Genomic DNA, 21,648 nt, shown 5'->3' with positions numbered 1-21,648 from the left:
AACCGCGGGCACCGTCCGATGCCCGGCCGCACCTGCCCCGTACGGTATTTGCCGCCGGCTCAGTACACCCGCTCCGTGGCGAATCGCAGGGGGCTCAGTTCCGCCCGCCGCCGGACCAGGTCCACGGCGTGTGCGTCCAGCCGCCGGTCCTCCTCGCTGACGGGCACCAGCTGCCGCACCGCGGAAGCGCGGCCGGACTCGTCACGGGCGACGAAGATGGTCATGCACTGGGTGGTGTCGCGCCACTGCGTTTCGCGGGGGTCGCGGGCGCGCACGTGCACGGCGATGTGCATGGAATGCGGTCCGGTGTGGATCAGCCGCGCCTCGAGCTCGACGACGTCGCCGATGTGGATGGGATTGGTGAAGTGGATGCCCCCGGAATAGACGGCCACCGCATCATCCCCGCACCACCCCATGGCGCAGGCCCGGGCGACCTCGTCGATCCAGCGCATCACGATCCCGCCGTGTGCGTTCCCTCCCCAGTTCACGTCCGTCGGGGAGGCCAGGAACCTGAACTTCTCGCGAGGCGCGGTGCCGGCCTCCGTGTACTCCTGCGCCAGCATGGCCTGGCGGATCTCGGCGCGCGCGGCCACGCGGTCGGCCGCCCCATGTGCCAGTTGGGCCGCTGCGGCATCGGCCGGCTTCCAGGGCGGGACCGCCTTGGCGCGGCGTTGCTCGTCCATTGCCACGAAGACCAGGATGCAGTCCATGGCGGGCTTGAAGACGCGTTCGCGCACGTCGGCGGCGTCGACGGTGACCACCACCTGCATGCTGCTGCGCCCGGTGTGCACGATCCGGGCGGTAACCTCGATCAGGTCGCCGTTTTCGATGGGCCGGGTGAAGTGGACGTTCCCGACGTAGGCGGTGACGCAGTAGCCGCCGGAGTAGCCGACGGCGCAGGCGTAGCCGGCCTTGTCGATCCACTCGAGCACGCGCCCGGCCTGGACCGTGAGCCCGTCTTCGGAAACATCGGTCGGTGCGGCCAGGAAGCGCAGCGTCATCACGTCGTTCATGTGCCAATACTAGCCATGTGCCGCCGCAACAGACGCTTGTGGCCGGCACCCGAAACAGGTACCGGCCACAGGTGCACTCATCGACCCCGAAGGGTCAATACCATTTCTGGACTAGTTGCTTTCGGCGGCGGCGCGGATGCCCTCGAGCACTGCCGAAACCTGGCCGACAACCTCTGCGTCGTCCTTCGGGTGGGTCTCGGCGAAGCGGACCAGCGAACCCGGGATGGAGAGCTTGACGTCTTCCAGCACGGTGGCGCCGGCGATGCCGACGGCCTTGCGGGCCTCGTCCTGGGCCCACACGCCACCGAACTGGCCGTAGGCGGTGCCGATGACGGCGGCGGGCTTGCCGAAGACGGCACCGGCGCCCATCGGGCGGGAAAGCCAGTCGATGGCGTTCTTCAGCACTGCAGGCATGGTGCCGTTGTACTCGGGGGAAACCAGCAGCAGGGCGTCGGCCGCACCGGCGGCTTCGCGCAGGGCGACGGCAGCAGCCGGAACCTGTCCCTCGACGTCGATGTCCTCGTTGTAGAACGGAATGTCCTCGATGCCGGCGTAAAGGTTCACCTCAACGCCCTCAGGGGCGTTCGCGACGGTGGCCTCGGCCAGCTGCTGGTTGGTGGAACCGTTGCGGAGGGAACCGACGAGGGTCAGGACGGTGGTTGCCATAAGAGGGAGTCTCCTGTTTTTTCGGGGGGGGTGGTGCTTGATGCGTCAATCAATGTCAACCACGCAATGGGCCTCTCGATTCCCCACACCGCCGTGACGAGCAACACATTGGCGGATGCTCGGAAGCGGCCGCGTAGGGAGAATCGTGGGCGTTCTTGCGGTCATTGCCGTGGTGATCTGGATCGTTTCAGCTTTGCAGGACAAGTTCTCGAGGTATACGAAACGAAGTCCGCCACAGATCGGCGATGCCTGGCCGTTAGAGCCAGCCCTCGGGATTGACCCACTTGCCGTTGACGATGACCTCGAGGTGCAGGTGGGGGCCTGTTGAGTTGCCCGTGCTGCCAGCCAGGGCGACGACCTCGCCGCGCCCGACCTTTTGTCCCACGGACACCTTGAGGGCCGAGTTGTGGTTGTAGCTGGTTTCCAGCCCGTTGCCGTGGTCGATTTTGACGCGGTTGCCGGAGTGGCCGGCCCATTCGGCCTGCACGACGGTGCCGGCGGCGCTTGCCTTGATCGGCGTACCCATGGGAACTGCGTAGTCCAGGCCGTTGTGGTTCATGTACCCCGGACCGGTCGGGTTCTTGCGGAAACCAAAGCGCGACGTCAACCGGATACTGTCCACCGGCTGGGCGAGCTTGGTGACTTTTCCGGTGTCAGCGGTGGCGGCGGGCGCCGGCTTGGCGTCCTTGGCGACCTTTGCGGCGGCAACGGTCGTGACAGGGGCCGGCTTCTTTTCCTTCTTTTCCACCTTGATGAACTTGCTGGTCACCGAGGCGCGATCGACCGTGAGCTTGTCGCTGGCCGGGGCTTTGACATCCGCGACGGCGGTCTGGGCGACGCGCTGGGGCTCCGGGGCAACCTCCTCGGCCTCCTGCGCGGGGGCGGCAGCGAATGCCAGGGCGGACACGGCGGCGACTGCTGCGAGCTTGTGCGCCAACCCGAGGCGGGGGCGCCGGTTCCGGGGGGCGAACTTCCGAACGCTGTCCAGTTTGCCGGCTTCCGCAGGCATCGGCAGGGGCACCGACTGTGCACCAGATGCGGAAGGGACTTCGGCGGCGGCCATGGATGAAGCGTCCGGGGCCGCTCCATAGCGGAGGCTTGCCACGAATCGGCGGCCGGCATACTCCGTGTCATTCGGGGATTGCGCGGAATCCGGGACCGCGCCGAGTGCGCGGCGGCCCGACCGCCGGGAAGTGTTTTCGCCGCTCGCGATTTGCTCCATGGAAGCGTTGGCGGGCTTGGCATCAACGGGGCCGGACGCGCGGCGGCGCGCGGAATTATGGTGCTGGGTCAAATGATTACCTCTCATGTATCGCCTGCGAAGTTAGCTGTCGGATTCGAGTCATGAGATTAACTCGGCCGAGCCCACCAAGGTGGACTCAACTTCACCCCGAGATCCATGGTGCAAGACCAGGATCGGTTGATTGGGTCCTCCGCCCCTACCGGGAATTTTTACTCCGCGATCCGCCGGTAGGGTTGGGCGAACCGGATCGGGACTGGGTTGCCTAGATGCGACCCGATGTAAAACCCTACGAGGGTAAATACAAAAGTTACAATTCCGTTATCAATCCATGCGGCGGACAAATACGTGGATGCCGACACCGGTCGATGGCTCCCGCTCCCTCGATCCCGTATACCCGCACAAGTGCGGACTTCCGGCCCTTTCCATGGTGACTAGGAGCCCGGTCGGATGGCGTCATAGTAGGGCTGCGCCAGCAGCCCGGATTCCATCTGGATGGCAATAGTCAGGAGCTCCCCCGGGGCGGTAGCTTAAATGTGATCAAGTAGACGGTGGGCCCGGGCTCTGCGGCGGTGCGGATGGTGCAGTCCAAGCCGGTCGTCGGGCTGATTCCCTCCATTGCGGCTCACCACGCCTTCAACCAGTTGCGGATAATGCGGCAGGTTCAGTAGGTGAAGACCCGCAAATCCATCCTGAGTTGGACCTTCTTCCTTAACGGGAACATCGTGGCCGCTGCGAAGTCCTTGTTGATGGACAGGACTATCACCTGCCTGCGTCTCGGCGTGCGGAAAAGGGAACACTGGCACCTCCACGCCTCGGGCAAGAAGGACCACCGTCCCCCACCAGCCGCTTGCCTGAAGGGCAAGCGGGCGGGTGACACCCTGAAGCAGGCATATTCCGTGCTGCCGTGCTGAAAGCATCTCCAGGCCGTCACCCCCGGCATCTCGCCGTCGGCGAACATTGCCCCGCCGGAATCACGCCCGGGAATATCCTGTTGGCATCCGCGTTAACTTGAGCCAATAGCACTCAAGTATCCAATAGGAGGAAACATGCCAGCATTCTTTGGCCCATCCGGCGCCGGCAACGGCTCTTTCGAGGATTTCCTGGCGCGCTACCTGCAAGGCCAGCGCACCAGCCGCTTCGGGCGCCCCGTCGACATCACCCGACTGCTCAGCCGCCACACGCACGAGGTACTGACCCGTGCCGCGCAATTCGCCGTTGAACACGGCCACACCGACATCGACGCGCTGCACTTGCTGCGCGTGATGCTCGAGATCGAGCCCGTCGACGAGGCCCTGCGCCGCTCCGGGGCCGACGCCGGGGCGATTGCCCGCGACGCCGAACAGCGCTTGCCCGAATCCGGACCGCGACACTCCGAATCCGCTCCCGCGCTGACCCCATCGGCCCAGCGCGCCCTGCTGGACGCCTACCAGGTCGCCCGCGCCTTCGGCTCAACCTACATCGATCCCGAACACCTGTTCCTGGCATTCGTGCTCAACACCGAATCCCCGGCCGGGCAGGTGCTCGGCGCCGCCGGAGTCACTCCGCAGACCCTGCAGGCCGCCGCCGAGGGTGCCGAACAACAACGCTCCGGTTCCGCTCCGACCCAGCGGAAATCCGCCGAGGCCAACCAGCCCGCCAAGGGTGAGACGCCATTGTTGGAGAAATTCGGCATGGACCTGACCGCCCGGGCCGCCGAGGACGGGCTGGACCCGGTGATCGGCCGCACGCAGGAGATCGAGCAGACCATCGAGATCCTGGCCCGGCGCACGAAGAACAACCCGGTGCTGATCGGCGAGGCCGGCGTCGGCAAAACCGCCGTTGTCGAGGGCCTCGCCCGCGCCATCGTCGCCGGCGAGGTGCCGGATCAGCTGGCAGGCAAGCGCATCATCGCGCTCGACTTGCCGGCCATGGTCGCCGGCACCCGCTACCGCGGCGACTTCGAGGAGCGCCTGACCCAGACCATGGACGAGATCGCCGCGCAGGACGGGGAGGTGATCGTCTTCATCGACGAGCTGCACACCGTGGTCGGCGCCGGCTCAGGCGGCGAGGGATCCATGGATGCCGGCAACATCCTCAAGCCCCGGCTGGCCCGCGGCGAGCTTCACCTCATCGGCGCCACCACGTTGGCCGAATACCGCAAGGTCGAGAAGGATCCCGCCTTGGAACGCCGCTTCCAGCCTGTGACCATCGGCGAGCCCTCCCTTGAGGACGCCGTAACGATCCTGCACGGATTGAAGGAAAGGTACGCGCAGCACCACCGGGTCACCTACACCGACGAGGCGATCCGCGCCGCGGTGGAAATGTCGGCCCGCTACGTGACCGACAGGTTCCTGCCGGACAAGGCCATCGACCTGATCGATACCGCGGGTGCCCGGCTGGGCCTCAAGCGCGGACCGGGCATCGACACCGTGGCGCTGAAGTCGCGGATAGCCGAACTCGCAGCCGCCAAGGACCGCGCGGTGGCAGAGGAGCGCTACGAGGACGCTTCGCGTTTGCGCGACGAGGCCGAGGAAATCTCTGCCCGGCTGGCCGAGACTGAGGAGTCCGGCACCGGCACCGCCGACGCGGTGGTCGACGAAGCCCAGATCGCCGAGGTCATCGCCCGCGCCACAGGCATCCCCGCCGCGCGGCTGACGGAGGACGACAAGGAACGCCTGGCCCGTCTGGAGGACGAGCTCCACGACAGGGTCGTCGGGCAGGACGATGCTGTGGCTGCCGTTGCCAAGGCGGTTCGCCGCTCCCGCACCGGGATGGGCGACGAAAACCGCCCGGTCGGCAGCTTCCTCTTCCTGGGCCCCACGGGCGTGGGCAAGACCGAGCTGGCCAAGGCGCTGGCGGCCTCGCTCTTCGGCGACGAGTCCGCCATGGTGCGCTTCGACATGAGCGAGTTCGGCGAGCGCCACACGGTCTCGCGGCTGGTCGGCGCCCCTCCGGGATACGTCGGCTACGACGAGGCGGGGCAGCTGACCGAACGCGTCCGCCGCCGCCCCTATTCGGTCGTGTTGCTGGACGAGGCGGAGAAGGCGCACCCCGACGTGTTCAACCTGCTGCTGCAGGTGCTCGACGACGGCCGGCTCACCGACGGGCAGGGCCGCACCGTCGACTTCCGCAACACCGTCATCATCATGACCTCCAACCTGGGATCCGAGTTCCTGGCCAGCCGCGGTGCCCCGCTGGGCTTCGGTAGCGATTCCGGCACCGGGTCCGAGCGCGAGCTGCGCGCCAAGGTCATGGGCCGGCTGCGTGAGACCATGCGTCCGGAGTTCCTGAACCGGATCGACGAGACGGTGCTCTTCCGCAAGCTGGAGGCGGAGCAGCTGCGCGGGATCGTGCGGCTGCAGTTGCGCCGCACCGAGGCCCGGCTTGCCGCCAACGGCATCGGCCTCGAGGTGGACGAGGCAGCTGTCGCCTGGATCGCCGCCGAAGGCCACGAGCCGGAGTTCGGCGCCCGCCCGCTGCGCCGGGTCATCCAGCGCGAGCTCGACGACGAGGTCGCGGACCTGTTGGTCACCGACGAGTTGGCCGCGGGAGGCACCGTGACGGTGACAGCCGACGAATCGGGCCTGCAGGTTTCGGCAGGCCGGGAAGCTGCACTCGCGGCGTAGCCGGGAAGGAAGCCAGAGGGGGCGGGAAGAATTTCCCGCCCCCTCTGTCGCGTCTTCGGCCTGTGCTGGATTGTGTGGGGGCCGGGGAGCCCCACCCAGGCAGAAACCTTGGGGGTTGAATGTCGCGCAAGAAAAGATGGGAGCGCAGTTCCGGGCGTGTTCGCCGCACATGGAAGCTCGGACTGGTCATCGCCCTTCTTGCGCGGCTCTACCTGCGCGGCCCGACAGTGGAGGGGCCAAGCCAGGAACGGAACAGGTACCAACCCGCGTGCCGCAGCTCTGAGTCGGCACCGACTGTTGAATGGCCTAGGTGTCGCGTAGCTGGTCCAGCGCCGCCTTCAGGCGGGTATCGGCATCGGCGGCTACCTCGCGAATGGCAGGGTTCCCACTAATGCGGGACAGGACCTGCGCGTCAATGGTCTCTATCGTGGTTTCGGTCGCGTCCAGTGCCCTGCGGACCACCACGTTGCACGGCAACAAGGCCCCAAGTTCGGGCTCGGTGAGCAATCCCCGATTGGCCAGATGCGGATTGCAGGCCCCAAGTATCAGGTAGTCGCCGATCCGGTCGGCCGATTCGGCACTGATCTTTGCCGTCAGGACGGCGCGCACATCGATCTCGGTCAGCACCCCAAAGCCCTGGCGCCCCAGTGCATCCTTGGTGCGGGCCACTGCTTCCTCCCAGTCCAGCGAAACGGTGATGCTGTGCGTGTAGCCCATGTCAGTGGTCCTCTCGCTCCCCCAGCGCCGTGCGCGTCGGGTTGCCGGTGTTTGCGGCCCAGCCTAGCCGCGATCCAAGACGCTGTCTGCCCCTCGGCCAACAATCACCACGCCCGGCACTGCCTGGGGGTTGTTCTATTCATGGCACCTGTCCCGTGGCGGTCTTTCGTTCCACAGGCACGAAGTTTTCCCTGGGTCCAGGGTTGCACATGAGCCAGAAATCGTAGTCGAACCGTCGGTTCGGGTCCCCGACGACGAACCATGCAGCCATGATCCGCCGACATTCAAGAGCGCTGGTGCCATTGCGCCATAAGGCAAACCTGGCAGCGACATTGATTTGGTGGGGGGATGCAGCACGTCCCACCCCCAAGCATTCATAGTGATCCATAGCTTCTCCCCCAAGGAAACGCCCGACAGTCCCCCAAACCTATGCTCCACCTGGCGAACCAGGCAAGGTATGCGTGAAAACATCGCACAACAGGCGAGCATCTGGGAACCGCCGGACCCTTTCCGGCCCATCGAGGTTGGGATGAACGGAGCTCAGGCGTGAAGGGACTTGAGGCCAACAACGCCGCCGATGATCATCAGCAGAAAGAGCACTTTCAGGATCGAGATCGTCTCGGTGCCAGTGGCCATCGCGTAAACGACCGTCAGCGTCGCACCGATTCCGACCCATACCGCATAGGCGGTACCGAGTGGCAGTTCCTTCATCGCATAGGCCAGGCCGGCCATGCTCAACACCAGTCCCACGGCGAATACAACGGTAGGAACCAACCGGCTTAACCCTTCGGATCTACCCAACGCGGTGGCCCAAACGGCTTCGAGAACACCGGAAACAATGAGAATAAACCAAGACATGACTGACTCCTCGCGGGCCGTCTTGTCGCACACCGGGTACGGCACCCATCGTCCGGAACCCCTGTCATGAGGCTTCTTCCCAGATTTTCACACATCGCAGCCCCGAGGCAAGGCGGACGTCGAGCCGGAACGCCCATCTCAACAGGGCTCCCCGCGGTCACCGCATGTTTACCGGCGCGCCATCTTCGGTTGGTGAGGGTCGGGGAGGATGGGTTCGCGCGCCGCTCCCCCGGCCGCGCCAATCCAACACCGCACCGTGAGGCAAAACATGAAGAAGTCCCTGTCCGCTGCCCTGGCACTTGCCGTTCTGGCCACGCCCCTGCTGGCCACGCCGGCCGGCGCCACCACCGCACCGGCCAACAGCACCGTCGGCACCCGCGACGCCCAGCCCGGCTTCCGCGTTCTGCCCTACCTGCAGAACCCGAAGCCGGATGCCATGACCATCAGCTGGATCAGCGAAACCGCCGACCCGGGAACCCTGAGCGTCACCGGTCCTGGTATCGGCAACGGCAAGGGCCAGGGCGCGGGCAACCAGCGGGTGCTCACCTCGACCCCGAAGTACATGCCGCTGATGGAATACACCCAGAAGGAACTGGACCAAAGCATCAGCGGTCTGGTGAAGGGTTCCTGGCTCAAGGCCAACACCAACTACAAGCACACGCTCACCGTCGAGGGACTGAAGGCCGGCAAGGACTACAACTACACGGTCGCCCAGGGCGGCAAGCGCCATGAGGGCACCTTCACCACCGCACCCGACGCCGAGTCCTGGGAAGACCTGCGGCTGATCGCGTTCTCCGACTCCGAGACAGAACCCATGGGCCGCGTCGAGCACCGCGAGTGGGAACTGAACCCGGTCAACGGCTACACGCCCGACTCCGAACAGCGTCCCGGAAGCGATTCCGCCTGGGCGCAGAAGTTCGGCTCCACCACCCGCTACGGCGACTTCACGCTTCGCTACCCGCTCAGCCAGGACACCGCGATGCGCGAGAACATGGCGGCGATCGAGGCGGCCGACCCGGATTTGATGCTCATCGCCGGCGACCTGGTCCAGGGCGCGGGCTACCAGCCTGCTTGGGACGAATTCTTTGGCTACTTCGCCGGCGAACACGGCGACCTTGCCTCCAACGTCCCGCTGGTGACGGCGCTGGGCAACTGGGAGACCTATGCGGGGATCAACGGCGGCTACGGCTCGCCCGCCGACCAGTCGCCCGCGGTCATTTCCCGGAACAAGTACCTCTCCTACTTCGACAACGACGGGGACGCCGCCAACCCGGCGGCCAAGGGCTCCTACTACCGCACCGACCACGGGCCGGTGACGGTGCTGACCCTGGACTCGACCAACGGCGAACCGGACGAGAACACCAAGACCGGCACCCTCTCCGGCGAACCCTTCTCCGGGGACGATTCCAACCTCACGGCGGAGAACCTCTCCACCGACACCCAGGGCGAGTTCACCGACGCCGACTACGACAAGGCCTACACCGAACTCTTCGCGGGCACCACCGCGGAGGATTCCGACCTGCCCAACATGTCGGTCGGCGGCGAACAGTGGAAGTGGGCCGAGAAGCAGCTGGCCGAGGCCCGCGAACAGGGACAGATCGTGATCGTCCAGTTCCACCACGCCGCCTACTCCTCGGGCGTGCACGGAACGCCGCCAAACCACGAGCACGCGGACAACCAGTCCGGCACCGCGATGCGCGCCTACTCCCCGCTCTTTGAGAAGTACGGGGTGGCCACGGTGCTCTCCGGCCACGACGAGATGTTCGAGCGCTCCTGGGTCGACGGCGACGGCGACGGGCAGGGCTTCCACTCCTACGACGTGGGCGTCGCCTCCGACGGGCTGCGCGGCGAGCAGCAGGTGAAAAACGAGAAGGGCGAGTACGAGCCGCTGCGCTTCAACACCCACTCGAAGTGGTCCGCCGCGGCCAACCAGCCCGAGACCTGGGCCACCGACGAGAACGGAACCCCGCAGCTTCTTGACGGCGGCCTGCACTACGGCCACCTGCAGATCGACATCACCCGGCAGGGCGACGGGGCGAAGATCAAGCTCAGCCCCATCTACCTCTTTCCGGTCCTCGACGAAGACTACAACCTGGTCAAGACCGAACGCCGCGTCTACGACGACGTCGTGGAATTCGCCGTCGGCGCCGACGGAACCGCCAAGAAGTAGGGCTCGAAAGCAAGAGAGCCCCGGGACGGATGCGGCCGATGCCGCATTCGTCCCGGGGCTTTCGCGTGGGTTCCTACAGGCCGGGTGCGACCTGTTCGCGGACCTGTTTGCGCAGGATCTTGCCGAGCATCGAGCGCGGCATCGCCTCGATGGCCACGATCCGCTTGGGCACCTTGTAGCCCGCCAGCTGTCCGCGGCAGTGTTCGCGCAGCGCGTCCTCGTCCAATTCCGTCCCGGGCTCCAGCTCCACGGCGGCAACCACCATTTCCCCGCCGCGTTCCAACGCCTTGCCGAACGCGGCTGCGTCCAACACATCCGGGTGGGCGCGCAGCACGGTCTCGACCTCGGTCGGCGAGACGTTGAAGCCGCCGGTGATGATCAGCTCCTTGGCTCGGTCCACGATCGTGGTGAAGCCCTCGGCATCAACCGTCACCACGTCCCCGGTGCGCAACCAGCCGTCGGCGGTGAGCGTCTTGGCAGTCTCCTCCGGGTTGTTCCAATAACCGGCGAACACCTGCGGACCCTTGAGCAGCAACTCGCCGGGCTCGCCCTGGGCCACCTCGATCGACGGGTCATCCAAGTCCACGACCTTCATGTCCGTCGAGGGGAACGGCACCCCGATGGTCCCGGTGCGCCGGGTCGGGTGGAAGGGGTTGCCCAGGGCCACCGGTGAGGACTCGGTCATCCCGTAGCCCTCCACCAGCAGGCCACCGGAGACCGATTCCCAGAGTTCGACCACGGCATCGGGCAGGTTCATGGCCCCGGAGATGCAGTACTTGGCCGAGCGCAGCGACACGCCCTTGGCCTTCGCGGCCAGGGCCGTGCGCTCGTAGATCGGCGGGACGGCGCAGTACACGGTTGCTGGGGACTTCTTCATCGCCGCCAGGACCAGGTCCGGGTCGAACTTGGGGAAGAGCACCAGCAGGCCCTGCTTTTTCACGCCGAAGGTCAGGTACAGGGTCATGCCGAAGGCGTGGAACATCGGCAGGATCGCGTAGAGGATTTCCTTGCGTTCCTGCGCCCCGGCCATCCAAGCCTCGCCCTGCAACGCGTTGGAATACAGGTTGTAGTGGGTGAGCATCGCACCCTTGGGCCTTCCCGTGGTCCCGGAGGTGTATTGGATGACCGCGAGGTCCTCCACGCCCGGGCGCAGATGGGCGGTATCGATCCGGCCGGCCTTGAGCAGGTCCTTGAAGGCCATGGTCCCGGGGGCGGGCGCGGTCAGCGCGGCCTTGGAGGCGCGGAGCTTCTTCACTGGCAGGTTAAGCGCCATGCGCTTCACGGCCGGGAAGGCTTCGAGCAGGTTCACCGAGACCACGGTGTCTATGCGCATGTCCTTCGGGAACTGACGCACCGATTCGGCCGCCTTGTCCCAGGCGATGACGACGCGGGCCTGGTGGTCCTCGAATTGGTGGCGCAGTTCGCGCGAGGTGTAGAGCGGGTTGTGCTCAACGACCACCGCGCCCAGGCGCAGCACCGCGTAGAACGCGATGACGTGTTGCGGACAGTTGGGCAGGATCAGCGCGACCCTGTCCCCGGCACGAACGCCGAGCAGGCGCAGCCCCTCGGCGGCGCGCTCCACCTGTTCTCCGAGCTCGCGGTAGCTGGTGCGCTTCCCGAAGAACTCGGTGGCCGGGCTGTCCCCCGCCTCGGCGACGGAGCGCTCGAACATCGCGCTCAGGGATTCGGTGGGCAGCTCGATCTCGGCCGGGACGCCCGGCTGGTAGTTCTTGGTCCAGGGGTGCGCGGCAGTGTTCTCCATGGTTCCATCATGCCGCTTCTCACGGCAGGGGAACGACCTGGCGGATTCTCAGGCGTCGGCGAAGATGGCGAAGGGCGGGGTTTCCAAGCCGTCGGCGAGCGCCTCGGCGGGGTCGGTGCCCAGCGCGCGGATGGCGTTGTGTTCGTCCACGTGCACCACGGACGGCTTGAAGGCGCGGGCCTCGGCGTTGGTCATGGAGGCGTACGTGATGATGATGACCAGGTCCCCCACGTTGACCAGGTGGGCGGCGGCGCCGTTGATGCCGATGACCCCCGAACCGCGCTCCCCGGCAATCGTGTAGGTCTCCAGCCGGGCGCCGTTGGTGACGTCCACGATCGAGACCAGTTCCCCGGGAAGGATGTCAGCCGCGTCCAAAAGGTCGGCGTCGATGGTGATGGATCCGACGTAGTGCAGGTCCGCGTGCGTGACAGTGGCGCGGTGGATCTTGGACTTGAACATGGTGCGCTGCATAGGGGGGGATCTCCTGGAAGGGGGTTGTGCTGGGGGCGACATTCATCCTTGGATGCCATCCCCGGGCCACCGGCTTGGTGCAGTGAGTGTTCCGGCGCCTAAGACATTGTAGACGCGCCGGCTTCCGGTTGTCTGTGACGTACTTGGAGTCAGGGAACCGCGTTCGTGGCTAACCATCGGATGCCTGACTCGGAACCGAACCGTCGCGGCGGCACCCGGGCATACCCTGCCAGTACACGCCTCGGCAGGGCCTCCGTCAGCGATTGCCCATGATGATTTGATTGACTGGGACGGATCGACGCACCGCGTGGTGCGGACCGCAATCCTGTCGTCTCGCGGCAGGCGGCCTTGCGCCTCTTTGTATCCGACCCGCAGTGAAACCTTCCTATCGCAACACGGAGAACCATGCTTCAAGTCAACGCCTACGCCGCACCGTCCACCACGGAAGACCTCGTTCCCACCCTCATCGACCGCCGCGAGGTCGGGGCGCACGATGTGCTGATCGGTATCAAGTACTCCGGGATCTGCCACTCGGACATTCACACCGTGCGCGGGGAATGGGGCCCCCAGCAGTACCCGCTGGTCCCGGGCCACGAGATCGCCGGAATCGTCACCGAGGTCGGAGCCGCGGTCACCCGGCACGCCGTGGGCGACCGCGTGGGCGTTGGCTGCATGGTCAACTCCTGCCGCGAATGCGTCCACTGCCGCGCCGGCGAGGAGCAGTACTGCCTGTTGGGCAACATCGGGACCTACGGCGCCACGGATGTCGACGGAACCATCACCCAGGGTGGCTACGCCACGGCCGTGGTGGTGAACGAGGACTTCGTGGTGAACATCCCCGCCGCCCTGGAACTCGACGTCGCCGCTCCCCTGCTGTGCGCCGGCATCACCACCTACTCCCCGCTGCGCCGCTGGGGCGCTGGACCTGGCAAGAAGGTCGCGGTGATTGGGCTCGGCGGGCTCGGGCACATGGCGGTCAAGATCGCCCATGCCATGGGCGCGGAGGTCACCGTGCTGTCGCGGACGCTCAAGAAGCAGGAAGACGGTCTGAAGCTGGGTGCCGAGAACTACTTCGCCACGGAAAACCCCGAGACGTTCGAGGTGCTCGCCGGGTCCTTCGACCTGATCATCAACACCGTCAGCGCCGGTATCGACATCAGCGCCTTCCTGCAGCTGCTGGCCCTTGACGGCGCTCTGGTCAACGTCGGCGCCCCGGCCGAGCCGCTGCCGGTCAACGTGTTTTCACTGATTACCGGCCGGCGCTCGTTTGCCGGTTCGATGATCGGCGGCATCCGCGAGACCCAGGAAATGCTGGACTTCTGCGCCGGGCACCGGATCGCCGCCGAGGTCGAGGTCATCGCGGCCGAGGACATCAACAAGGCCTACGAGCGCGTGCTCGCCTCCGATGTCCACTACCGCTTCGTCATCGACGCGGCAACGCTGGCCTAGGTTCCGCACGGCCTCCCCCGGCGGCGGCACGCGGGCGGATCCCTACCCCCGGTCCAGGCGAACGCCCAGGATGCGGTCGTCGTCGGGGCCGGGGTTGCCCCGCCCGTCGGTGTTGTTGGTGAGAATCCAGAGTTCCCCGTCCGGGGACACTGCCACGTCGCGGATCCTTCCGAACTCGCCGTTGTAGTGTTCGGTGGAAGTGGAGGGGTCGGCGACGGGCACCTGGCGCAGCACCGTACCGCGCAGGTTCGCGATGAACAGCGTCCCGTCCACGTGCACCATGCCGCTGGGGCTCGCGGCACCGGGCTCCCACTGCTGCACGGGGTTGGTGAAGCCCTCCTCGTCGGCGATGCCCTCGACCCGCGGCCAGCCGTAGTTGGCGCCCGGAGTGATGATGTTCAGTTCGTCCCAGGTGTTTTGCCCGAATTCGGCGGCGAACATGGTGCCGTCCTTCGCCCAGGCCAGGCCCTGTGGGTTGCGGTGCCCGTAGCTGTAGACCAGCGAGTCGGGGTACGGATTGTCCGGTGGCACCGCTCCCTCGGCGGTCATCCGCAGGATCTTGCCGCCCAGGGAGTCCAGGTCCTGCGCGCTGCCGCCCTCTGAGGCGTCGCCCGCCGTGGCGTAGAGCATCCCGTCGGGGCCGAAGGCCAGGCGCCCGCCGTTGTGGACGCCTGCCGCGGGGATTCCCTCCAGGATTGTCTCGGGGCTGCCCAGGGCCAGCGACCCGGGCGCACCGGTCAGCTCGAAGCGCTGGATCCGGTTGCCCCCGGCCGCGGTCGAGTACACGTACAGGCGGTCCCGGGGATCGACGGCAAGGCCCAGCAGACCGCCCTCCCCGCCGTGCCGGACGCCGGGGACGGTTCCGATCTCGCGCGTCGTGCCGTCCTCGGCAAGTTCAAGGATGCGGGCGGAGTCGCGTTCGCTGAGAAGCGGGGTTCCGTTGCGGAACACCACCGACCAAGGCGCCTGCAGGCCCGTGGCCACCGCCCGCGGGGTGCCCGCCGGCGCCGGATCCCGGGGCGGTGCCGAGGTGGCCGTCCCGGATGCGGAGAGGGACGGGGAAGGCGGGGGCGTGGAGGGGTCCGGGCCGGTCGGCGGCGCCGGGGTGCAGGCCCCCAGCACGACGGCGATCCCCAGCCCGGCCGCGAACAGCGAGGCCGCGCGTACATGTTTCATGGTTTTCTCCCGGTAATGGATGCGGACCGTGCGACCGCGAACGGCCCCGTGAGCGCGGTGGTCAAGCCCTGGTTGCCCACGCATCGATCCCGCCGCTGAGGTGCACCACGTCTCCGTAGCCGGCGGAGCGCAGGGCATCGAGCGCCTGTCCGGAGCGGACCCCGGACTTGCAGTGCAGGATCAGCGGCACGCCGCGGGGAATCCCGTCCAGCGCGGATCCGTCCTTGATTCCCGCGAGGGGCACCAGCACGGACCCGGGGATGCGCGAGATTTCGAATTCCACCGGCTCGCGCACATCGAGCAGCACGAAGTCCGCTGCCCCCGTATCCCTGGCGGCCAATCGGTCGGCCAGCTCCCCGACCCCGATCAGGGCCTCGTCCGCCTCTCCCCGGCTACCGGGCGCGGAGATGCCGCAGAAGCTCCCGTAGTCGATGAGTTCGGTGATCGGGGAGGCCTCCGGTTCCCGGGCGATGCGCAGTTCGCGCCAGCGTGCTCCGAGCGCATCGAAGACCAGCAGGCGGCCCAGCAGGGTTTTGCCCACCCCGGTGATGAGCTTGACGGCCTCGGTCACCATCATGGCCCCGATCGAGGCACACAGCATCCCGAAGACACCGCCCTCCGCGCAGGAGGGGACGGTGCCCGCCGCCGGAGGCTCCGGATAGAGATCGCGGTAGTTCGGGCCGTGCTTCGCCCAGAAGACGCTCACCTGTCCATCGAAGCGCAGGATCGAACCCCAGACGTAGGGCTTGCCCATCAGCGCCGCGGCGTCGTTGACCAGATAGCGCGTGGCAAAGTTGTCCGCGCCGTCAAGGATGACGTCGTAGCCGGCGAAGATCTCCAGCACATTGGTCGAATCCAGCCGGACCGGATGCAGCACGATCTCCACCCCGGGGTTGATGGCGGCGATCGATTCGCGGGCGGACTCAAGCTTGGTGCGGCCGATGTCGTGGACCCCGTGGATCACCTGGCGCTGCAAGTTGCTCAGCTCCACCGTGTCGTCATCGACGATTCCCAGCGTTCCCACGCCGGCGGCTGCCAGGTACAGCAATGCCGGCGATCCCAGGCCACCGGCGCCGATGACCAACACCTTGGCGTTGCGCAGCCGGCGCTGTCCCTCGAGCCCGATCTCCGGCATGAGGGCATGGCGGGAGTAGCGTTCGAGTTCCTCGGCGATCAGGGGCGGCCCCGGTTCCACGAGGGGCGGCAACATTGCCATGTTGTTTTCGACGAGCGTCTGACTCAATGAAACCTGCCTTAGGGGGACAAAAGGGACAACAAAAAATGATCCGCCGTTTGCAACCAGAACAATGTTGGTCATCCCCGCGAAACGCTTTTGGGGGATGATCCTTAAGGAGTGGGGCTACTGGCCATCCACGGGAGAGCCGTCGATTTCGCGGCCTTCCTCGGTGCACAGGCATAGCCTGTTGCCCTGCGCATCGGTGGCCACCACAAACCTGGGGGCGGCCTCGGGGTCCAGGGCAGCGCCGGTGGCTTCCAACTCGCTGAGGATGGGCGAGCTTTCACTGTGCGGCACCGTGATGTCCAGGTGGAAACGGTTGGCGTTGGGCGTGGCGGTCTTTTGGAACCACAGGGCCGGTCCCCGCCCGAAGGGGTCGGCCAGGCTGCCGTCCATCTGCCGCTTGTAGCCCAGCGCCGTGCGCCAGGTTTCCGAGATGGCGTCCTCGTCGTCGGTGTCGATGGCGATCTCCACCACGCGCAGCAGTTCAGGCTTGGCCACGGCGCCGGAGTTCTGCGCCTGGGCGGAGATCGACCGGGCCAGCGCCGCATCGCGCGCACTCACCCTGCCTCCTGCGTCGTGCGAGGTCAGGGTGATGAATAACGTGTCGTAACGCCAGTCAACGTCGGGGTGGTGGTTGGCTTCCTGGGCCAGCGCGCCGATGGTGGAGAACAGCGCCAGGGCGGAGGCCGAGGACTCGCACTTCAACGCTGTGCGCAGTGCACCCATTCCGTAGCGCCACTGCGGCAGTTGCAGCAGATTCGCCTGGACTTGTTCGAGTGTCAGAACGTCTTTTGCGGGCATGGTTCTCTCCTTCGGGTTCCGGTTCTAGAGATCCGGGCGTCCCTCCATGGCGGAGGAGGCCAGGGCGTGCGTGCGCCTGGGGATGCGCCCTGCTTGTGCCGCCAGTCTGCCACCAATGACGGCATGTCTAAAGGCCTGTGCCATGGCCACCGGATCCTGTGCCCGGGTCACCGCGGAGGCCAGCAGAACCGCGTCGCAGCCCAGCTCCATGGCCAGCGCGGCATCGGAGGCGGTTCCGATTCCGGCATCGAGGATGACAGGGATCGAGGCCCGGGAGACGATCAATTCGATGTTGTGCGGGTTCAGGATTCCCAGCCCGGTGCCGATCGGGGCGCCCAGCGGCATGACGGCCGCGGCCCCGAGCTGTTCGAGGCGCAACGCCAGCACCGGATCGTCGTTGGTGTAGGCGAAGACCTTGAAGCCGCGCTCCACCAGGGCCTCGGTGGCCTCGACGAGTTCGAGCGCGTCGGGCAGCAGAGTGTGCTCGTCGGCGATCACCTCGAGCTTGGCCCAGTCGGTCTCCAGCGCCTCGCGGCCCAGTTCGGCGGTCATGACCGCCTCGCGGGCGGTGAAGCAGCCGGCGGTGTTGGGCAGCACGCGGATGTTGTTCTCGAGCAGGAGGTCAAAGAGGTTGGTGCCGCCGGTGGACCCCGGCCCAGGCGCGCTGTAGCGGCGCATGGCCACCGTGGTCAGCTCGGTGCCCGAGGCCACCAGCGCGGCACCCAGCCCGTCCAGGCTCGGGGCGCCGCCGGTGCCCATGATGAGCCGTGAGCCCAGGGCGATGCCGTCGATGACCAGCGGTTCGGCCTGCGTGAGTGTTTGTGTCATGGTCCTTCGCTTTCTTCCAAGAGGGGGGCGGGGCGGAGGTGCAGGGAGGTGCTTAGCCGCCCTGGACGGCGGTGACGATCTCGATGTCGTCGTGCTGCTCGAGCTCGGTCACCGACCACTGGCTGCGCGGCACGATCCCGGAGTTGCGGGCAACGGCCACGCCCAGACGTCCGCCGTCGGCTGGCTTGCCGGTGGGCAGCAGCTCGCGGCCGGTGACGTCGGTGACCAGTTCGGCCAGGGTGGTTCCTGCGGCCAGCGGCCGGGGGGCGCCGTTGAGTTGGATGGTGCTCATGCATACTCCTTGGGTTTCAATGCCGGTGAGAACCGGTCGGGTCGGAAGCGGTCCCAGGCGGGGTCGCCGCGGCCGGCGACCAGCTCGAGGACGATGTGGGCCGCGACCGGCGTGAGCAGCACGCCGTGGCGGAAGAATCCAGTGGCGATCAGCAGACCCGGCACATCCGCACCATCCCAGGCCGCCACGCGTCCGAGCAGCGGCGCGTTGTCGGGGGTCCCGGGGCGGGCGCGGGCGGTGGTTTCGATGAGTTCGAGCTCGGCGACCGCGGGCAGCAGCACCTGCGCGTCGCGCAGCAGCTGGTGCACTCCCCCGGCGCTGACCCCCAGGTTGCCGTCCTCGCGGGCGGTCGCTCCGATGACCACGGTGTCATCCTCGCGCGGGACCACGTATACCGGCACCCCGCGCACCATCCCGCGCAGCGTGGCGGTGGTCAGCGGGCGCAGGTGTGCGGGCACGCGCAGCCGCAGGATGTCCCCGTGCACCGGACGCAGCGGAAGCACCAGGGATTCGGGCAACCCTTCGAAGCCCGCGGCGCCCAGGCCGTTGGCGAGGATCGTCTCGCGGGCATGGATCGCGGTGCCGTCGGCAAGCAGCACCCCGGTGACCGGGGAGCGGGAATCGGCGGGGTCCTGGTGCAGCAAGCCCGTCGCCCGGACGCGGACGAGGGTCTTGGACGGTTCGGTCCCGTCACGTTCGCGGCCCACGGCGGCCAGGCGCGTCAGGATGGCTTTGGCCAGGGCCCGCGGGTCGACCTGGTGGTCCTGTGTGATCAAGTGGGCGGCGGAAATGTTCGGCGACAGCATCGGCTCGCGCACCCTGGCCTCCCGGGTGGTCACCCGGTCCACCTGAAGTCCCTGCCGGGTTTGTGCCTCGCGCAGGTCGCCCAGCGCGGCGCGGTCGGCGGCGTCGGCAGCGAGGGCCAGCGTGGGGGTCGTGCGGTATCCGATGTCCAGCCCGGTCTCGGCGGCCAGGGTCCGGGCAAAGCCGGGCCAGCGGGCGGAGGAAGCCAGGGTAAGGGAAAGCAGGTCCTCTTCCTGGTAGTGCAGCTCGCTGACCGGGGCCAGCATGCCGGCAGCGGCGAACGTGGCACCGGCGGCCGGGTCCGGGTCGATCAGCGTGATCCGGTGCCCGGCGCGCTGGGCTTCCAGGGCGATGCCCAGGCCGATGATTCCGCCGCCGATGACGGCAATGTCGGTGGACAGGGGGTCGGGCACGGTGCACGACATCGAGGTCTCCTTCCCTACGCCGGTATGAGCCGGATCAGGTTCCACGCCGCCCCGGTGTGGGGACGGCGTCTGTCGGTCGGCGCAATCGGCGCCCTCTCAGCCAGCTTTCCTGGCTCCCGCGGTACTGAACTAGTCTATGAGACATGAGCCAGATCACCACCCAAGATGAAGCAACCCCCGTCTTAAGCGCTCCGGGCCTCGCCTCCGCACGCCTGTACTTGTGCACCGATGCCCGGGCCGACCGCGGGGATTTCGCCGAGTTCCTGCGTGCCGCCTATGCCGGCGGCGTGGATATCATCCAGCTGCGCGACAAGAACCTGGACGCCGGTCAGGAACTTGAACTACTCCATGTGCTGCGCGCAGTGGCCGGCGAATTCGGCAAGCTGTGGTCGGTGAACGACCGCGCCGACCTCGCGATGCTCTCCGGCGCACCGGTGTTCCACGTGGGCCAAAAGGACCTGCCGCTTCCGGGTGTCCGGTCCTTGCTCGGCCCCTCGGCCATCGTGGGGCTGTCCAGCCACGATCCCGAACAGATCACCGCGGCGGATGCAGACCCCAACACCGACTACTTCTGTGTCGGCCCACTGTGGGCCACCCCGACCAAGCCCGGCCGCGCGGCCGTCGGACTGGAGATGGTGGAACACGCCGCCGCCCTCCAAACATCCAAGCCGTGGTTCGCCATCGGCGGGATCGACCTCGCCAACGTGGAGCAGGTCGTCGCCGCCGGAGCCTCGCGCATCGTGGTGGTGCGCGCGATCACCGACGCAGACGACCCGACCGAGGCGGCCAGGGCATTGCTTTCCAGGTTGCCGGAACTCGGCTGACCCCGGACAGCAAAAGGCACCCCCGGGATCTATCGTGACCACAACGGAACCCGGGGGTGCTGTGCGAAACGGCGATTTCACCGGGCATTCCTACCAAGGCGAACTTTTGCCACGGGTCATGTCGGGAACGGATTAGTCGGATCCACCATGCGGCCTGCCTGAAAATCAGGTTTCCGTGGTATCGCTGGGCCTGAGCAGCGTCATGAAAGACGAGTGACCATGCGCAGCGAACATAATGGTTGGAATCGACCCGCCGGACCCACGTGCGGGTCTTGGTCGGGCGGGAGCACTCATGGATGTCAGGCAATTGCGGTATTTCCTGGCGGTTGTCGACCATCAGGGGTTCAACCGGGCCGCCGAAAAACTTCTCATCGCCCAGCCATCCTTGTCGCAAGCGATCAAGGCCTTGGAGCAGGAAGCGGGGGTCCCACTGTTCCACCGAGTGGGCCGCCGGGCGGTGCTCAGCGAAGCGGGCAAGGCCTTGGTGGGGCCGGCGCGGTTGGTGGTCAGGGATCTGGAGGCGGCACAGTCGGCCATGGCTGACGTAAAGGGCGTGCGTAGTGGCCGGCTCGAGCTGGTCGCCATGCCGTCCCCGGGCGTGGAACCGCTGACCACGATGATCGCCACCTACACCCGGTTGCATCCATCGATCACGGTAAGCACGGATGCGGCCTTCACCGTGGATGATGTGGTCTCCTCGGTGCGCGACGGTAGCAGCGAGGTCGGCATTCTGGGATCGGACCGACCGATTAGGGTCCCGGATGTCGATGTCCTGGAACTGGAGCGTCAACCGTTGGTACTGATCGTCAACCCGCAGGAAGATGACTTTGGTGGCCGCGACGTGATTTCCCCGCAAGACCTGGCCGGCCACCGGATGGTGGTTTCCCAGCGCGGTTCGCTCATGCGCTCATTGGTCGACAACATCCTGGCCAGCGGAATCAAGGTGGAGATCGCCGTCGAAGTCGCGCACCGCACCTCGGTGCTGCCGCTGGTGCTGGCCGGGGTGGGCCATTCGGTCATGCCGCTGTCCTGGGCACCTCTGGCACGGCAATCCGGCCTGCGGGTGTTGCACATCGAGCCGGTCTCAGAACTGCATGTGGCCATCCTGAGCCGGCAGTCCAACCTGACGCCCGCAGCCAAAGCCTTCCTTGACGTGGCCCGGGACTACGCGGCATCCCATGACGATCACATTGGATAGGTTCCGCCTATTTGGCGTATGCAATTTCAGTCTTAGACGTATCTCATGACACCCGATCTAATTGAACCCAACGCCGCATGTGATGCGGAGCACTTTCAATTAGGAG

At 66.8% G+C, this 21,648-nt stretch carries 18 protein-coding genes and 2 riboswitches; of the genes, 5 read left to right on the top strand and 13 right to left on the bottom strand.

Annotated elements, in window-relative coordinates; all coding sequences use genetic code 11:
* Window positions 1–59: 59 nt before the first annotated feature.
* The 3 genes from Q2T94_RS08315 to Q2T94_RS08305 all read right to left on the bottom strand — a co-directional run bounded on the left by Q2T94_RS08315 (window position 60) and on the right by Q2T94_RS08305 (window position 2,973).
* Window positions 60–1,013, bottom strand: a complete 954-nt coding sequence (locus Q2T94_RS08315; RefSeq protein WP_302263642.1) for an acyl-CoA thioesterase — start codon at window positions 1,011–1,013, stop codon at window positions 60–62.
* Window positions 1,014–1,124: 111 nt separating this feature from the next.
* Window positions 1,125–1,679, bottom strand: coding sequence for an NAD(P)H-dependent oxidoreductase (locus tag Q2T94_RS08310; RefSeq protein WP_302263641.1), 555 nt, complete (start codon window positions 1,677–1,679; stop codon window positions 1,125–1,127).
* A gap of 256 nt (window positions 1,680–1,935) precedes the next feature.
* Window positions 1,936–2,973 carry a M23 family metallopeptidase gene (locus Q2T94_RS08305; RefSeq protein ID WP_302263640.1) on the bottom strand — a complete coding sequence of 346 codons (1,038 nt, stop codon included), beginning with the start codon at window positions 2,971–2,973 and terminating at the stop codon, window positions 1,936–1,938.
* Between the two features lie 3 nt (window positions 2,974–2,976).
* Window positions 2,977–3,151: riboswitch (cyclic di-AMP (ydaO/yuaA leader) on the bottom strand.
* 817 nt (window positions 3,152–3,968) lie between these two features.
* Here Q2T94_RS08305 and Q2T94_RS08300 point away from each other — a divergent pair.
* The gene (locus tag Q2T94_RS08300; RefSeq protein WP_302263639.1) at window positions 3,969–6,527 is read left to right on the top strand and encodes an ATP-dependent Clp protease ATP-binding subunit; all 2,559 of its coding nucleotides are present in this window, start codon (window positions 3,969–3,971) and stop codon (window positions 6,525–6,527) included.
* A 306-nt stretch (window positions 6,528–6,833) separates the two neighbouring features.
* Here Q2T94_RS08300 and Q2T94_RS08295 read toward each other — a convergent pair whose 3' ends face one another.
* Window positions 6,834–7,244, bottom strand: coding sequence for a DUF302 domain-containing protein (locus Q2T94_RS08295; RefSeq protein ID WP_302263638.1), 411 nt, complete (start codon window positions 7,242–7,244; stop codon window positions 6,834–6,836).
* 540 nt (window positions 7,245–7,784) lie between these two features.
* The gene (locus tag Q2T94_RS08290; RefSeq protein ID WP_302263637.1) at window positions 7,785–8,102 is read right to left on the bottom strand and encodes a DMT family transporter; all 318 of its coding nucleotides are present in this window, start codon (window positions 8,100–8,102) and stop codon (window positions 7,785–7,787) included.
* A gap of 11 nt (window positions 8,103–8,113) precedes the next feature.
* Window positions 8,114–8,180, bottom strand: a riboswitch (guanidine-III (ykkC-III) riboswitch).
* A 190-nt stretch (window positions 8,181–8,370) separates the two neighbouring features.
* Here Q2T94_RS08290 and Q2T94_RS08285 point away from each other — a divergent pair.
* A complete protein-coding gene (locus tag Q2T94_RS08285) occupies window positions 8,371–10,272 on the top strand; it encodes a metallophosphoesterase family protein (RefSeq protein ID WP_302263636.1) in 1,902 nt (633 codons plus the stop codon).
* Between the two features lie 73 nt (window positions 10,273–10,345).
* On the opposite strand, the gene Q2T94_RS08280 is transcribed toward Q2T94_RS08285, so the two are convergent.
* Entirely contained in the window at window positions 10,346–12,034 is a 1,689-nt protein-coding gene (locus tag Q2T94_RS08280) for a long-chain-fatty-acid--CoA ligase (RefSeq protein WP_302263635.1), read from the bottom strand.
* Window positions 12,035–12,082: 48 nt separating this feature from the next.
* Window positions 12,083–12,505, bottom strand: coding sequence for an aspartate 1-decarboxylase (gene panD / locus Q2T94_RS08275; protein ID WP_264271095.1), 423 nt, complete (start codon window positions 12,503–12,505; stop codon window positions 12,083–12,085).
* 405 nt (window positions 12,506–12,910) lie between these two features.
* Between panD and Q2T94_RS08270 the strand changes: the two genes are divergently transcribed.
* Entirely contained in the window at window positions 12,911–13,954 is a 1,044-nt protein-coding gene (locus Q2T94_RS08270; RefSeq protein WP_302263634.1) for an NAD(P)-dependent alcohol dehydrogenase, read from the top strand.
* Between the two features lie 42 nt (window positions 13,955–13,996).
* Here Q2T94_RS08270 and Q2T94_RS08265 read toward each other — a convergent pair whose 3' ends face one another.
* From Q2T94_RS08265 to thiO, 6 genes are all read right to left on the bottom strand, one after another.
* Complete coding sequence (locus Q2T94_RS08265) at window positions 13,997–15,130, bottom strand: PQQ-dependent sugar dehydrogenase (RefSeq protein WP_302263633.1); 1,134 nt, start codon at window positions 15,128–15,130, stop codon at window positions 13,997–13,999.
* A gap of 61 nt (window positions 15,131–15,191) precedes the next feature.
* A complete protein-coding gene (moeB, locus tag Q2T94_RS08260) occupies window positions 15,192–16,373 on the bottom strand; it encodes a molybdopterin-synthase adenylyltransferase MoeB (RefSeq protein ID WP_436836824.1) in 1,182 nt (393 codons plus the stop codon).
* Between the two features lie 117 nt (window positions 16,374–16,490).
* Complete coding sequence (locus Q2T94_RS08255; RefSeq protein ID WP_302263632.1) at window positions 16,491–17,171, bottom strand: 4a-hydroxytetrahydrobiopterin dehydratase; 681 nt, start codon at window positions 17,169–17,171, stop codon at window positions 16,491–16,493.
* Window positions 17,172–17,195: 24 nt separating this feature from the next.
* Window positions 17,196–17,999, bottom strand: coding sequence for a thiazole synthase (locus Q2T94_RS08250; protein ID WP_302263631.1), 804 nt, complete (start codon window positions 17,997–17,999; stop codon window positions 17,196–17,198).
* A 52-nt stretch (window positions 18,000–18,051) separates the two neighbouring features.
* Entirely contained in the window at window positions 18,052–18,291 is a 240-nt protein-coding gene (thiS, locus tag Q2T94_RS08245; RefSeq protein WP_302263630.1) for a sulfur carrier protein ThiS, read from the bottom strand.
* Window positions 18,288–19,520 (bottom strand): glycine oxidase ThiO, encoded by a 1,233-nt coding sequence (gene thiO / locus Q2T94_RS08240; RefSeq protein WP_302263629.1) that lies wholly within the window; start codon window positions 19,518–19,520, stop codon window positions 18,288–18,290. Before thiO ends, thiS begins: the two co-directional genes overlap by 4 nt.
* Before the next feature lie 143 nt (window positions 19,521–19,663).
* On the opposite strand from thiO, the gene thiE reads away from it, so the two are divergent.
* Together thiE and Q2T94_RS08230 are read left to right on the top strand one after the other, a co-directional pair.
* Entirely contained in the window at window positions 19,664–20,344 is a 681-nt protein-coding gene (thiE, locus tag Q2T94_RS08235; RefSeq protein WP_302263628.1) for a thiamine phosphate synthase, read from the top strand.
* 292 nt (window positions 20,345–20,636) lie between these two features.
* Window positions 20,637–21,542, top strand: coding sequence for a LysR family transcriptional regulator (locus Q2T94_RS08230; RefSeq protein ID WP_302263627.1), 906 nt, complete (start codon window positions 20,637–20,639; stop codon window positions 21,540–21,542).
* Window positions 21,543–21,648: the final 106 nt, after the last annotated feature.

This window comes from Paeniglutamicibacter sulfureus (assembly GCF_030512175.1).
In the GTDB taxonomy this organism is placed as follows: Bacteria; Actinomycetota; Actinomycetes; order Actinomycetales; family Micrococcaceae; genus Paeniglutamicibacter; species Paeniglutamicibacter sulfureus.
The sequence above is the reverse complement of the archived record's forward strand: the minus strand, read 5'-3'. Positions and strand labels throughout refer to the sequence as shown.